The organism is Aeromonas dhakensis (genome assembly GCF_000820305.1).
GTDB classification, from domain to species: domain Bacteria; phylum Pseudomonadota; class Gammaproteobacteria; order Enterobacterales; family Aeromonadaceae; genus Aeromonas; species Aeromonas dhakensis.
Genome location: NZ_CDBH01000045.1, coordinates 203,774 through 217,122 on the forward strand (window position 1 = coordinate 203,774; position 13,349 = coordinate 217,122).

At 61.7% G+C, this 13,349-nt stretch carries 9 protein-coding genes; 5 read left to right on the plus strand and 4 right to left on the minus strand.

Annotated elements, in window-relative coordinates:
* Nucleotides 1-14: 14 nt before the first annotated feature.
* The 4 genes from BN1143_RS12355 to BN1143_RS12370 all read right to left on the minus strand — a co-directional run bounded on the left by BN1143_RS12355 (nt 15) and on the right by BN1143_RS12370 (nt 6,684).
* Nucleotides 15-2,093: a prolyl oligopeptidase family serine peptidase gene (locus BN1143_RS12355; RefSeq protein ID WP_042050839.1), complete on the minus strand. Its 2,079-nt coding sequence runs from the start codon at nt 2,091-2,093 to the stop codon at nt 15-17.
* The gene (locus BN1143_RS12360; RefSeq protein ID WP_042050840.1) at nt 2,093-4,255 is read right to left on the minus strand and encodes a TonB-dependent hemoglobin/transferrin/lactoferrin family receptor; all 2,163 of its coding nucleotides are present in this window, start codon (nt 4,253-4,255) and stop codon (nt 2,093-2,095) included. The genes BN1143_RS12355 and BN1143_RS12360 overlap by 1 nt, the downstream gene beginning before the upstream one ends.
* Before the next feature lie 307 nt (nt 4,256-4,562).
* On the minus strand, nt 4,563-6,413 hold the full coding sequence (locus BN1143_RS12365; RefSeq protein WP_042050841.1) for a DUF3413 domain-containing protein: 1,851 nt from the start codon (nt 6,411-6,413) through the stop codon (nt 4,563-4,565).
* Between the two features lie 43 nt (nt 6,414-6,456).
* Nucleotides 6,457-6,684 carry a YejL family protein gene (locus BN1143_RS12370; protein WP_005299589.1) on the minus strand — a complete coding sequence of 76 codons (228 nt, stop codon included), beginning with the start codon at nt 6,682-6,684 and terminating at the stop codon, nt 6,457-6,459.
* 73 nt (nt 6,685-6,757) lie between these two features.
* Here BN1143_RS12370 and yejK point away from each other — a divergent pair, with 73 nt between their 5' ends.
* The 5 genes from yejK to BN1143_RS12395 all read left to right on the plus strand — a co-directional run bounded on the left by yejK (nt 6,758) and on the right by BN1143_RS12395 (nt 13,234).
* Nucleotides 6,758-7,819, plus strand: a complete 1,062-nt coding sequence (gene yejK, locus BN1143_RS12375; RefSeq protein WP_042050842.1) for a nucleoid-associated protein YejK — start codon at nt 6,758-6,760, stop codon at nt 7,817-7,819.
* 395 nt (nt 7,820-8,214) lie between these two features.
* Nucleotides 8,215-9,396: a maltose/maltodextrin ABC transporter substrate-binding protein MalE gene (gene malE / locus BN1143_RS12380; protein ID WP_005299593.1), complete on the plus strand. Its 1,182-nt coding sequence runs from the start codon at nt 8,215-8,217 to the stop codon at nt 9,394-9,396.
* Between the two features lie 75 nt (nt 9,397-9,471).
* Nucleotides 9,472-11,124 carry a maltose ABC transporter permease MalF gene (malF, locus tag BN1143_RS12385; RefSeq protein ID WP_005299595.1) on the plus strand — a complete coding sequence of 551 codons (1,653 nt, stop codon included), beginning with the start codon at nt 9,472-9,474 and terminating at the stop codon, nt 11,122-11,124.
* Between the two features lie 12 nt (nt 11,125-11,136).
* Nucleotides 11,137-12,027, plus strand: a complete 891-nt coding sequence (gene malG / locus BN1143_RS12390) for a maltose ABC transporter permease MalG (RefSeq protein ID WP_005299600.1) — start codon at nt 11,137-11,139, stop codon at nt 12,025-12,027.
* A gap of 70 nt (nt 12,028-12,097) precedes the next feature.
* Complete coding sequence (locus BN1143_RS12395) at nt 12,098-13,234, plus strand: ABC transporter ATP-binding protein (protein ID WP_005299602.1); 1,137 nt, start codon at nt 12,098-12,100, stop codon at nt 13,232-13,234.
* The last annotated feature ends 115 nt before the right edge of the window (nt 13,235-13,349 follow it).

Genomic DNA, 13,349 nt, shown 5'->3' on the forward strand with positions numbered 1-13,349 from the left:
AATGAGAAAAGGGATCACCGGCGGGCGCCCGCCAGGGTGAGCAGGAAGGCGTACTCGCGGGCCGCCTGCTGGCGCGCATTGGCAGGGCTTATGCGGTGGCCGCCGTCGAGGGCCGTGCTGAGCAGATAGGGGCCCGCTCCCGTGCTGTGTTCCCGCAGGCGGGCCACCCACTTGAGCGGCTCCCAGTAGGGCACCTGACTGTCGTGCAGCCCGGCCGTCACATAGACGGGGGGATAGGGGGCCGCATGCAGGTTGTCGTAAGGGCTCAGGCGGCTCATGGCGGCGTAATCGGCGGCAATGGCCGGGTTGCCCCACTCGGCGTACTCCTGGCGGGTAAGCGGCAGTTCGGGATCGCTCATGGTGCCGATGAGATCGACGAAGGGCACCTGCAACACGGCCCCGGCGAAACGGGTCGGTGCCTGGTTGAGGGCCGCCGCCACCAGCAGGCCGCCGGCGCTGCCGCCCATGGCGAACAGCCGGGCGGGATCGATGGCGGGATCCCGGGCCAGCGCAGCGGCCACGGTCAGGAAGTCGTCCACGCTGTGCTGCTTGTGGCGACCGCGCCCCGCCAGATACCACTCATCCCCCAGCATGCCGCCGCCGCGCACGTGGGCGATGGCGTAGACGAAGCCGCGATCCAGCAGGCTCAGCACCTGCGGCTGGTAGTAGGGGCGCATGGGGGTACCGTAGGCGCCATAGCCGTAGAGCAGCAGTGCCTTGGGGGTGTGGATGTCCTTGCGCCACACCAGGGAGACCGGCACCTTGACGCCATCCTTACCCACCACCCAGCGGCGCTCGCTCTGGTAGGGGGAGGGGAGGGCGGTCCGGGAATCCGGCAGCCAGCGGCCGCTGGCGAGATCGAGCAGGCGCTGGTGCGGCGGCTCGGCCATGCCCTGGCGGCGGATCAGGATCTGCCCGCTGGCGGGGTCGTGGGCACCCTGGATCCAGGCCGTGCCGGCCCCCTCGGTCAGCAGCAGACGATGGATGAGCCGGCCGCGGTCATCCAGCACGTCGAGCCAGTCATCCCCTTTGTGGCGATATTGCAGCACCGTGTAGTCGACAAACAGGCGCCACTTCTCGAGGCTCCTCTGCTCGCCAGACCAGAGCGGCTGCCACTCACCCTTGGCCACCTGGCTCAGGTCGGCCACCTGATAGAGGCCGAGGGCACCGTCCCGGTTGCTCTTGAGCAGCACCCGCTCCCCCTGGGTATCCAGGTAGTACTCGAGGCCAGCCTGACGGGCCTTGAGCAGAGCAGGTTTGCCCTCGTCCAGCAGGTACTGCTCGGCGCTGTCGTGGTTGTTGCTCTGCAGCAGCAGGTGGCGCCGATCCGTGGTGCGATAGAGGCTGAGCAGCCAGGCAGGATCCGCCTCCTGGTGGATCTGCTGCTCCTTGCCATCGCGCCAGGCCCACAGCTGCCAGGGGCGCAGGGTGCGAGGTTCGTTGGCGATGGTGTAGAGGGTCTTGCCATCCAGGCTCCAGAGCAGATCGCTGGCCCGGTGCGCCAGGGTGGCCAGGGGCTGGCCGTCGGCCAAGTTGAGCAGGGTGATGCGGTAATCCCGATCGCCCTGCAGATCTTCGGCCAGGGCCAGCCAGCGCCCGTTCGGGTGCAGGGCCCAGCTGGCGAGCTCGTAGTAGCCGCTGGCCGGCTGGCGGGCCGCCAGCCGTTGGCGGGGCTCAGCCTGCTCGCCGTCTCGCTGCCACAGGCGGCCGTCGGCTTCCATCCGCCACTGGCTGCCCGCCTCGCTCAGCCACTCTTGCGGCATGGGCTCGCCGCGTGCTTGCGCCTGCCACTCGGCCTGCAGAGCATGCTCCAGCGGCCGCTGCGCGGCGAGCTGCTGCTCGGTCCAGCGGTTCTGCTCGCCCAGCAGGGTCAGCAGGGCGGGATCCTGGCGGCTGTCGTCGCGCCAGCCGCCATAGGGATCGAGCCGGGCCCGCTCCCCCTGCATCGGCAACGGGCGGTGAGGGATAAGCGGGGCCACGAGCGGCGCCGCTGTGGCGGCGGCCTGGCTCGGGGCGCCGGCTGGTGCAATGGCGGCAGGCTGGGCAGCCGCCGGAGTGGCCAGCAGGCTGGCCAGCATCAGGAGTGCGTGCATCAGAGCCCCACGAAGGTGTAGCGCAGGCTGGCGCTCAGGGAGCGGCCCGTCTGGGTGTAGAGGCCCGCATCCGTGCCTGCTTCCAGCCCGGCGACATCCTGATAGCGGGTGTAGCGGGTGTCGAGCAGGTTGTCGAGCTTGAGGTTGGCCTTGAGGGCGTCGGTGATCTGCCAGTCGGCGGTCAGGGCGAAGCTGAGCCAGCCGGCAGTTTTCAGACACTCGCCCTGCTGCTGGGTCAGGCTGTTGCCACAGCTGGGCACCCGGCTCATGGCGGCGGCGTAGTCGGCCTGCAGCCCCAGGCTCCAGTCGTTGGCCTGATAGCTGAGGCGGGTGTTGCCCTCGAGCGGAGTGAGGTTGCGCGGCGATTCGCCCTGGCTGGTCTTGCCGTCGACCCAGCCCAGCTTGGTGGCCAGCTCCCATTGCGGGGTCAGCCAGTAGCTGGCGGCGACTTCGGCGCCCCAGGTCTCGGACTTGGCGACGTTGCGATATTGACGCAGCATGACCCCGTCGCTCAGGCGGAAGCCCACCTGACGCCAGTCGACGAAGTTGTAGTAGCGGTTGTAGAAGAGGGCGGGCTTGATGCTCCACTCGTCCCCTTCGCCGCTCACCCCCCACTCGAAGCTGTGGCTGGTCTCCTCCTTGAGATCCGGGTTGGCGATGATCTCGAACGGCGGCAGGGCAAAGTAGTGGGGGATGTTGCCGTACACCTTGTCGTAGGAGGGGGCGCTGAAACCGTTGGCGTAGCTCAGCCAGCTGCGCCACTGCTCGTTGAAGCGATAGCTGGTGGCCAGGCTCGGCGAGAGGTGCCAGCTGTGGTTGCTGTCGCCCCGGCCATCCTGCGGGCTCAGCCACTGCTGATCCATGCGCAGGGTCGGGGTGAACTGCCACTGGCCCAGGGTCGCCACGTCCCCCAACCAGATGCCGGCCCGATCGGTGCGGGCGCTGCTGAAGGGGGCTGACTGGGTGGGTTGGGGGATACCGGCTTCCAGCATCAGCTTCTCCACCGGTCGCTCGTGCCGGGTGCGCGCCAGCTCGATGCCGTAGCTCAGCTTGTGCTCGACGGCACCGGTGACCAGATCGCGGCGGATATCCAGCTCGCTGCCGATCAGGTGCTCGGTGAAGGTGGCCAGCTCCCGCTCGCTGCGATAGCGGGGGTAGCCGCTCAGCTCGTCATTTTGCAGCAGGCTGCGCTTGTTGGCGGTGTTCTTGGCATAGTTGCCGTGCAGGTTCCAGGTAAAGCGGTCGGCCAGCGGGTGGCCCAGATCCTGCGCCTCCCAGCTCAGCTTGCCGCCCTGGGAGCGCTGGCTGCCATTCTCGCGATACTGGCGCACCTGCCACTTGCCGTCGGGCTGGGGAATTTCGCGCGGCCCCTGATCCCGCTTGGCGTTGTCCTCGAAGTAGTCGAACTCGAGGCGCAGCAGATGGTGCTGATTGAGGGTCAGGCTGGAGCTGGTGGAGGCGCTGAGGCCATCGAGATCCGCCGGAATGCGGCTCTGGTCGTAGTTGGCAGTCTCGTGCCCCTGCCAGCCGGAGAGGCGCAGCAGGTGAGCGCTCTCGCCCCAGCGGGCGGCGCCGGTGGCGCTCAGTTTCTGCTTGTCGCTGCTGCCGTCGTGCAGCACCTTGCTGCTGAGGTAGCCATCCTGCCCCTGCAGGTAATCTTCCGGCTGCTTGGTGGTGATGACCACGGTGCCGCCGATGGCGTCCGAGCCGTGCAGGGCGGAGCCTGCTCCCTTGGCCACTTCGATCTGCTTGACGTCATCGAGATCGAAGCTGAAGCGGCCCACCTTGTCGTTGAGATCGTCGGCACCGAAGCCGTCGCTGACCCGGACCCCATCCTTGACGATCAGCACCCGGTTGCCACCGATGCCGCGGATGCTGATGTTTTGCGGCCGGCCCGCCGAGCCGGTCACCGAGACGCCGGGTTCGTTCTTGAACACGTCGGTGAGCTCGGTGGCTATCTGGCGCTCCAGATCCTCTTCGGTGATGACGGTGATGGAGCCCGAGATGTCGGACAGTTTCTGCTCGACCCGCTGACCCTTGACGATTATGGTCTCGCGCGCCTTGGGCGGGGTGGTACCGGAGGTGTCTATCCCTGCGGGATCGCCGGCGGCCAGCGCTGTACCGGACAGCAGCATGGGCCAGTAGTGAAGTAGTGTTTTCATTTTGAGAATAATTATTATTTAAGCCTGAAGGCCGCGGATTATTGCAGAGAGGTCCAATCAGATCAACGATTGATAATCATTATCATTTTGTTTTTATGATCCTGATCAGGCTGCATTTTATGATGAAGACATCAGTAGCAAAGTGGGCCAACGTTTACGCCTGCAGGACGCAGGGCAGGCAGACGGGGGGATGAAATGGGGGAGGGTGGCAAGGTGTTGGCTGAGGATTTGGCAGCTCATGCCAAGGTTATGTCGGCAATAAAAAACCCGCTCGAGGAGCGGGTTTTCAAGGGATACAGGACGGGTCTCAGGGGGCGCGGTAGAAGCGGTTCAGCTCGTTCATCACCTGGATCATGACCCCCATGTCCGGGGTGCCGTGCTTGATGGGACGGTAGCTGTTGCGCTCCAGCAGCTCGAAGTCACCCTGCTTGTTGAAGTGGGTGATGGTGTTGCCCTGATAGATGGCAAAGTCGCGCTGATCCCCCGCCAGCAGCCAGTTGCGCGGGCTGTTGTCGAACAGGTTGCGGCCTATGCTGTAGTCCCGCGGCGGGTTGCGCACCCCCAGCATCCCCTGCATCAGGGTGGGCACCAGATCCAGGTGGCTGCTCACCGGGCTCGTCGGCAGGGTCTCGTTACCCGGCCAGGCCAGCACGAAGGGCACCTGCACCTGATAGGGCGAGTAGTTGGTGCCATAACCCCAGCTGTTGCTCTGGGTATCGTTGAACTCCTGGCCATGGTTGGCGGTGACCACGACGATGGTCTGCTCGCCAATGCCCTGCTGCTGCAACTGGGTCAGCATCTGCTCCAGCAGCTGATCGGTGTAGAAGACCGAGTTCTTGTAGCGGTTCTCCAGCTTTTGCAGGTTTTCAGCCTGATAGGCGGTGGCCGGGTTGAACTTGGTGAGCTCCGGCTGGAAGGGGCCCTTGATGCCGGCCGGCAGCTGGTAGTCGCCCGGGCTCGACAGATAGACCAGCGAGAACCAGGGGCGGTCAGGGGAGCGCTTGGCGAGCCACTGCTGCCAGTCGCCGACAAGCTGGGTATCGTCGGTCTGCTCGGAGACGAACACCTGCTTGCGCAGGCCGGAGAGGATGCTCTGGCGATACTGCTGGGCATCTTCCAGCGCGCCGAACAGGCCGAACTGGTAGTCCTGGCGCAGCATCTCGTCGAACAGCACCGGCGGGGTCTTGTCGTTGCGAATTTCGTCGTAGTAGTGGCCAGGCAGGCCGTAGAACAGGCTGAACATCCCCATGGCGTCATCGTTGCCGCCACTCATGTGGTTGGCAAAGTTGAGGTGCTGATCCGCATAGCGCTGCAGATTGGGCATGTTGATGTTGTTGAGCATGTCGGCCCGCAGGGAGTCGACCACCACGATCAGCAGGTTCTTGTGGGTCAGCGGGGCGTTGACGCTGAGCGGGCGCAGCGGGTAGCGCAACCGGCTCGCACTGTCGCCATCCTGGGACTCGGCCTTCTTCTCGTACTGATCCAGATCCAGCCAGCCGTGCTTGGCGAGGAAGCTCTTGGCGGTCATGGGGTAGGAGAGCGGGAAGTTGGCGCGCTGCATGGTGATGGGCTGATACAGGGTGGCATCGGCCCAGCTGTTGACCACGTGGGTCAGGATGAAGCAGACCAGCAGGGCCAGCCCCACCTGATTGCCGTACTGGCGGCGCTTGCGCTTGTTGATCTTGCGCCACACATAGGCCGACAGCAGCAGTTGCACCAGGAAGATGGTGGGCACCGCCACGAAGATGATGCTCCAGATCGAGCCCTCCTCGGTCTGGGCCTGATCCAGCAGCAGCTGCCACACCTGACCGTTGAGGTGGAACTTGAACAGCTGGAACACCTGGGTGTCGATAAGCAGCAGCACCAGCGCCAGGGTGGCGATGATGGCGGAGATGAAGCGCAATGGTTTCTCCCTGGGCAGCACGAAGCTCAGGGGGAAGATCGTCAACAGGTAAGTGACAAAGCTCAGAAACGAGAAGTGACCGATCCAGCTGATGATGAGATAGGTCACGCCGAGCGTGGTCGACGGCCAGCTGATCGCCCCCAGATAACGGGTGGCGATCAGCATGGCCAGAATGATGTTGAAGAAGGAGAACCAATGCCCCCAGGTGATCAGGCGAGAGACATTATCACGATAGGGGTTGCCGGTTTCGACCATAGTGATCCATCTGCTTGAAAAACATCAAAGAATGCGAAGAGACTCAATGAGCATCGTGGCGATGATCGACCGAGGCGGTGAGCGCCTGGATGAATTTCTCGGTGATCGCCTGACGCTGGGCCGGGGCCATGCCATTGATGATGTTGGTGGTCAGGTTGCCGAGCACCATCAGACTGAGGTCCACCGGCGCCTTGTGCTTCTCCAGGGCGGTGATCAGGTCGTTCATCAGGGCGTCAAACTGCTCGTTATTGTACTTTGATACGATGGGCATAATCTTGGGTTCATCTCGGTTCAAAGCGCCTTATAATACTTCACCCTTTCGGCTAACACTATGGCTTTGTGACATGAGTCTCGATATCGACAAGATCATTCTTCACTCCCTGCGCCAGGGCGGCGATGGTCAACCTCACGCCGACACCCGCAGCCAGCTTCTGCCTGCCGATGAGGCGGTACAGGGGCTGATGGCGGAGCTGCACCGCATTTACAACGGCAAGGGGGGCAAGGGCTTCGGCTTCTTCGCCGACCCCGAGGCCGCCGTCGCCGAGCTGGCGGAGGGGGAGGATGCCCCCAAGCAGCCCTCTCCCCTGTTTCGCATCGCGCTGGAAAAGCTGCTGGACGAGCAGCTCGAATTCGTTCCCTTCTCGGTGGAGATGACCCAGCTGCTGGTCAAGCAGCTGGTGGAGCACGCCCTCGACGAGCAGGGCGTACTGCTGTTTGCCAAGTACAACTACGTGGGTGTGGATTATCTGATGATCGCCCTGCTGGAGGGCAAGGAGAGCGTCACCGTCAGCGAGGCGCTGGAACTGCGCCACATCCAGTATCTGGATATCGGCAAATTGAACCTGGTGGCCCGCATCGATCTCACCGAATGGAAAACCCAGGCTGATTCGCGCCGTTACATCACCTTCAGCAAGGGCCGGGTCGGTCGCAAGCTGGGGGATTTCTTCATGGATCTGCTGGGTGCCCGCGAGGGAATGGATGCCAAGATCCAGAACAAGGGGCTGCTGCAGGCGGTGGATGACTATTGCGACAGCCGCCAGCTCGAACCGGCCGAGCGCAACGACTACAAGAAACAGGTCTTCAAATATTGCACCGAGCAGGCCAGCGCCGGTGAAGAGATCGAGATCAGGGAGCTGTCGGCAGAGCTCTCGTCAAAAGAGGCGGGAGAGGGCGACCTCGATTTTTACAGCTTCATCGGTCAGGAGTACGAGCTGGAAGAGCGCTTCCCGGCGGACCGCTCCACCCTGCGCGGGCTGACCAAGTTCGTCGGCTCCGGTGGCGGGCTGACGTTGAGCTTCGAGCAGAAGCTGCTCAACAGCCGGATTTTCTACGATTCCCAGACCGATACCCTGACCATCAAGGGGGTGCCGCCCAACCTCAAGGATCAGCTGTTGCGCCAGTCGTAATGTGATCTGCTTTCCACTTTTGGCAAAAAGACACCGCGGCCTGCTGCGGTGTCTTTTTATTTAACGGGGTAGGTGGCAGCGAAACCAACTCGGTGATTTGTTAACAAATTAAACAGAATAATCCCTGTGAAAGGGTTTTCAATGAGGTGAAAACCCTTTCATTCATGTTTATTTATTTCTCTTTGGTAATTTAATTTCTTAATTTGGCGATAAATATGCCAATAAATGGCGTTAACCCCCTGAAATAAGAAAATGTTTTCAGAACTTTCCGGAAGAAAATACGTAATTGCGTTTCAAAAATGCGAGTTGCGTCATGTGAGGCGGTAACGGCTTGGGATAATATTCATCTCGCACACAATGCTCTTGCAGCGCGGAACTAATACAAGGAAAGGCTCATGAAAAAGAAATTGCTGTCATCCCTGATCGGTCTGGCTACTCTGGGTGTGGCTTGCTCTGCCACTGCCGCCATTGACGAAGGCCAACTGACCATCTGGATCAACGGTGACAAGGGATACAATGGTCTGGCCGAAGTAGGTAAGAAATTTGAAGCCGAAACCGGCATCAAGGTGACGGTTGCTCACCCTGATCAGGTGGAAGTGAAATTCCAGCAAGCCGCTGCCACCGGCAACGGCCCGGACATCTTCTTCTGGGCTCACGACCGTTACGGTGAGTGGGTCAAGGCCGGTCTGCTGGTCCCCGTGACCCCGAATGCCGCCACCAAAGCCAAGTTTGAACAGTTCGCCTGGGATGCCATGACCGTTGATGGCAAGACCTACGGTTATCCGGTTGCCGTCGAAGCCGTCAGCCTGATCTACAACAAGGATCTGCTGCCGGAGCCGCCGAAGACCTTCGAAGAGATCGCCAAGATTGACGAGACCCTGAAGAAGAGCGGCAAGCGCGCCATCATGTGGGCCTATGACACCCCCTACTTCAGCTACCCGCTGGTAGCTGCCAACGGTGGCTACGCCTTCAAGAAGACCGCTACCGGTTATGACGTGAAAGACACCGGCGTGAACAACGCGGGTGCCAAGGCCGGTGTCGGCTACATCTCCGAGATGATCAAGTCCGGTCACCTGGAAAAAGGCATCGACTACGGTGTGATGGACGCCAAGTTCAACAAGGGCGAAGTGGCCATGATGATCAACGGTCCCTGGGCCTGGAGCAACCTGGACAAGAGCGGCATCAAGTACGGCGTTGCCTCCCTGCCGACCCTGAAGGGTAAACCGGCCAAGGCCTTCGTTGGCGTGCTGGGTGCCACCATCAACGCCGCCAGCCCGAACAAGGATCTGGCCATCGAGTTCCTGGAAAACTACCTGCTGACCGATGCCGGTCTGGCGCCGGTCAACGCCGACAAGCCGCTGGGCGCCGTGGCGCTGAAGTCCTTCCAGAAGACCCTGGAAGCGGATCCGCACATCAAGGCCACCATGGTGAACGCCCAGAATGGCGAGCCGATGCCGTCCGTGCCTGAAATGAGCCGTTTCTGGTCCTCCTTCGAAACTGCCCTCAAGAACGTGACCTCCGGCCGTCAGAGCGTTGACGAAGCCCTGGATACCGCTGCCAAGCGTATCGTTCAGTAAGCACGCACTACCCGGGAGGCCGCAACGGCCTCCCACTCTCTCAAATCTCTCTTGGCGTTATAAAGGTTAATTGGCATGGAAGTAGTACCTTCTATCGAATCCTATGCCGGTCCGAAGGATAAGCACACCTGGCTTAAGTGGACCATTGCTGCCCTGGTAGCCATCCTCAACGGTTATGCAGCCGTGATGATGTACGCCAGCGGTGAGTGGGTATTCGCTCTGCTTGATCTGGTGGTGGTCTCCGTCGGTCTGTATGTCTTCATGAACAAGAAGACCTATGCCCACCGCTATATCTTCCCCGGTGTGGCTGGCATGGTTGTTTTTATCATCTTCCCTCTTGCCTACACGATCGGCATCGCCTTCACCAACTATTCGGGATCCAACCTGCTCTCCATCGAGCAGGCGCGGGATTACCATCTGAAAAAAACCTATAAGGTGGCGGGCGGTGAATTCGATTTCACCCTCCTGGGTGGTGAGAACAATCAGTTTCAGCTGCTGCTGAAACAGGACGACCAATCCTTTATCAGTCAACCCGTTACCCTGATGAACAACAAGGCCCGTGAACTGGCTGTCCGCGAGGGCAGGGTTCATGACAAGGTACAGGTTGTTCAGCTGCAACCCCTGGCCGGTGAGGCCGTGGATCAGGTTGCGCCCATCCGGGCCATCGTCGACCACCGCACCCACCTGAGCGCACTCGATCTGGTGCTGCCGGATGGCGGAACCCACCTGACCCTGAGCAGCCTGCGCAAGTTCGCCGCCCAGAAACAGCAGTACACCCGTCTGCTGGACGGTGCCGTGCTCAAGTCCGGGGTGGTGATCAAAGACAGCAACCTGCTGCGTGACAACCAGAGCGGCGAGCTGATGCTGCCCAACGGCGACACCGGCTTCTATCAATACATCGACGAACAGGGCCAGTTTGTCGGCAAGAGCGTGGCGCCCGGTTTCGTGGTGAGCGTGGGCTGGAAGAACTTCGCCCGCATCGTCACCGACCCGGGCATCCAGGCGCCGTTCCTGCAGATCTTCGTCTGGACCGTGATCTTCTCCGCCTGCTCGGTGGGCTTCACCCTGGCCATCGGCATGGTGCTGGCCTGTCTGGTGCAGTGGGAGTCCCTCAAGGGGCGCGGCTTCTACCGGGTCATGCTGATCCTGCCCTATGCCATCCCGGCGTTCATCTCCATCCTGGTGTTCAAGGGCTTGTTCAACCAGAACTTCGGCGAGATCAACCTGTTCCTGGAAGCGGCGTTCGGCATCAAGCCGGACTGGTACACCAACCCCTTCCTGGCCAAGGTGATGATCCTCATCGTCAACACCTGGCTTGGCTACCCCTACATGATGATCCTCTGCATGGGCCTGCTCAAGGCCATTCCGGAAGATCTCTATGAAGCGTCCGCCATGGACGGTGCCGGTCCGGTGCAGAACTTCTTCAAGATCACAGTGCCGCTCTTGATGAAGCCGCTGACGCCGCTGTTGATTGCCTCGTTTGCGTTCAACTTCAACAACTTCGTGCTCATCCAGTTGTTGACCAACGGCGCGCCGGACATCATAGGCGCCAGCACCCCGGCCGGTACCACCGACCTGCTGGTGAGCTACACCTACCGGATCGCGTTCCAGGGCTCGGGTGGTCAGGACTACGGTCTGGCCAGTGCCATCGCCACCGCCATCTTCCTCATTGTGGGTGCGCTGGCCTTGCTCAACCTGAAATTGTCCAAAGCCGACAAGCAACTGTAAGGAGGCTTCAACATGGCAATCGTACAACCCAAATCAGTCAAATACCGGGTGTGGGCAACCCACCTGGTGATGTGGGGCTTCCTGGCACTGATCATCTTCCCGCTGATCATGGTCATCGCCATCTCGTTCAGAAACGGCAACTTCGCGGTAGGGGAGATCATCCCCTCCAATCCGACCCTGGATCACTGGAAGCTGGCGCTGGGCATGTCCATCACCAACGCCGACGGCAGCATCACGCCGCCGCCGTTCCCGGTGCTGACCTGGTTGTGGAACTCCATCAAGATCGCGGGCATCACCGCCCTGATGATAGTGGTGCTCTCCACCACCTGTGCCTACGCCTTCGCCCGCCTGCGTTTTCGTGGCAAGTCCACCATCCTGCAGGGCATGCTGATCTTCCAGATGTTCCCGGCGGTGCTGGCACTGGTGGCCATCTATGCGCTCTTTAACAAGATTGGTGACTACATCCCCTGGCTGGGTCTCAACACCCACGGCGGCCTGATCCTGGCCTACATGGGGGGTATCGCCCTGCACGTCTGGACCATCAAGGGCTACTTCGAGACCATCGACTCCTCCCTGGAAGAGGCGGCGGCCATCGATGGTGCCACCCCGTGGCAGGCGTTCCGGTTGATCCTGCTGCCCCTGTCGGTGCCCATTCTGGCGGTGGTGTTCATCCTGGCCTTCATCGGTTCCATCACCGAGGTGCCCATGGCCTCCATCCTGCTGCAGGATGTGAACAACCTAACCCTGGCGGTCGGGGCCCAGCAGTACCTCTATCCGCAGAACTACCTGTGGGGTGACTTCGCCGCGGCCGCCGTGCTGTCGGGCTTCCCCATCACGGTCGTCTTCCTGCTCGCCCAGCGCTGGCTGGTGGGTGGTCTCACTGCCGGCGGCGTGAAAGGTTAACGGTTCATGGCCGGGGGAGCTGACTCCCCCCGCCATCACGATTTGCAAAGATTCAAGAGCGGAGCTCGACATGGCTGAAGTAGTACTCAACAACGTTCGCAAAAATTACGACCCGGCTGTCCACAAGGACACCCTGCGCAATATCAACCTGGCCATCAAGGAAGGGGAGTTCATCGTCTTCGTCGGTCCGTCCGGTTGCGGCAAGTCCACCTTGCTGCGGATGATCGCCGGTCTGGAAGACATCACCAGCGGCGAGCTGACCATCGGCGGGCGCTACATGAACGACGTGCCGCCAGTGGAGCGCAACGTGGGCATGGTGTTCCAGTCCTACGCCCTCTATCCGCACATGAACATCTACGAGAACATGGCCTTCGGCCTCAAGCTCAAGAAGATGGACAAGGAGAACATCCACAAGCGGGTGATGCGCGCCGCCGAGATCCTGGGTCTCGAGCCGCTGCTGGACCGCAAGCCCAAGGCCCTCTCCGGCGGTCAGCGCCAGCGGGTCGCCATCGGCCGCTCCATCGTGCAGCAGCCGCAGGTGTTCCTGTTTGACGAACCCCTGTCAAACCTAGATGCCGCCCTGCGGGTCAAGATGCGCATCGAGATTGCCAAGCTGCACAAGGAGCTCAACTCCACCATCATCTACGTGACCCACGACCAGGTGGAGGCCATGACCCTGGCCAACCGCATCGTGGTACTGAGCCCGCTCAAGGCGGACGCGACCACCAACCTGGAACAGTTCGGCACCCCGCTCGAGCTCTACCACAACCCGGACAACAAGTTCGTGGCGGGCTTCATCGGCTCTCCCAAGATGAACTTCCTGGCCGGCGAGTTGGTGGAGATTGGCGAGCAGGAGTGCCTGGTCAAGCTGACCACGGGCGACAGCGTGCGGGTGCGGGTCGATGCCCGCCGCGGCGCGGTTGGCGACAAGGTGGAGCTGGGCATTCGTCCCGAGCACCTGGTGCCGCTCGATCACGCCCATGCCGACAGCCGCGTGAGCGGGGTGGTGCAGGTGGCCGAACACCTAGGGGCCGAATCCTTCGTCTACATGGACGTGGCTGGGCATGACTTCACCGTCAAGGCCAGCTCCGACGTGGACGTGGCCACCGGCCAGCAGTACAGCGTCGGCATTCCGGCCGAGGCGTGTTACCTGTTCGATGCCAAGGAGCAAGCCTTCCCGCGCACGGCCAAATACATCCGCACCTGACAAGGGGCGGCTGCCGAGGTTTCCTTTTCTTTATATTCAATGCCTTTTTGCCGGTCGCAAGACCGGCTTTTTATTGCCTGCCGTTTGGCGAGAACGGCAGGCGAGGTGGCAGTGC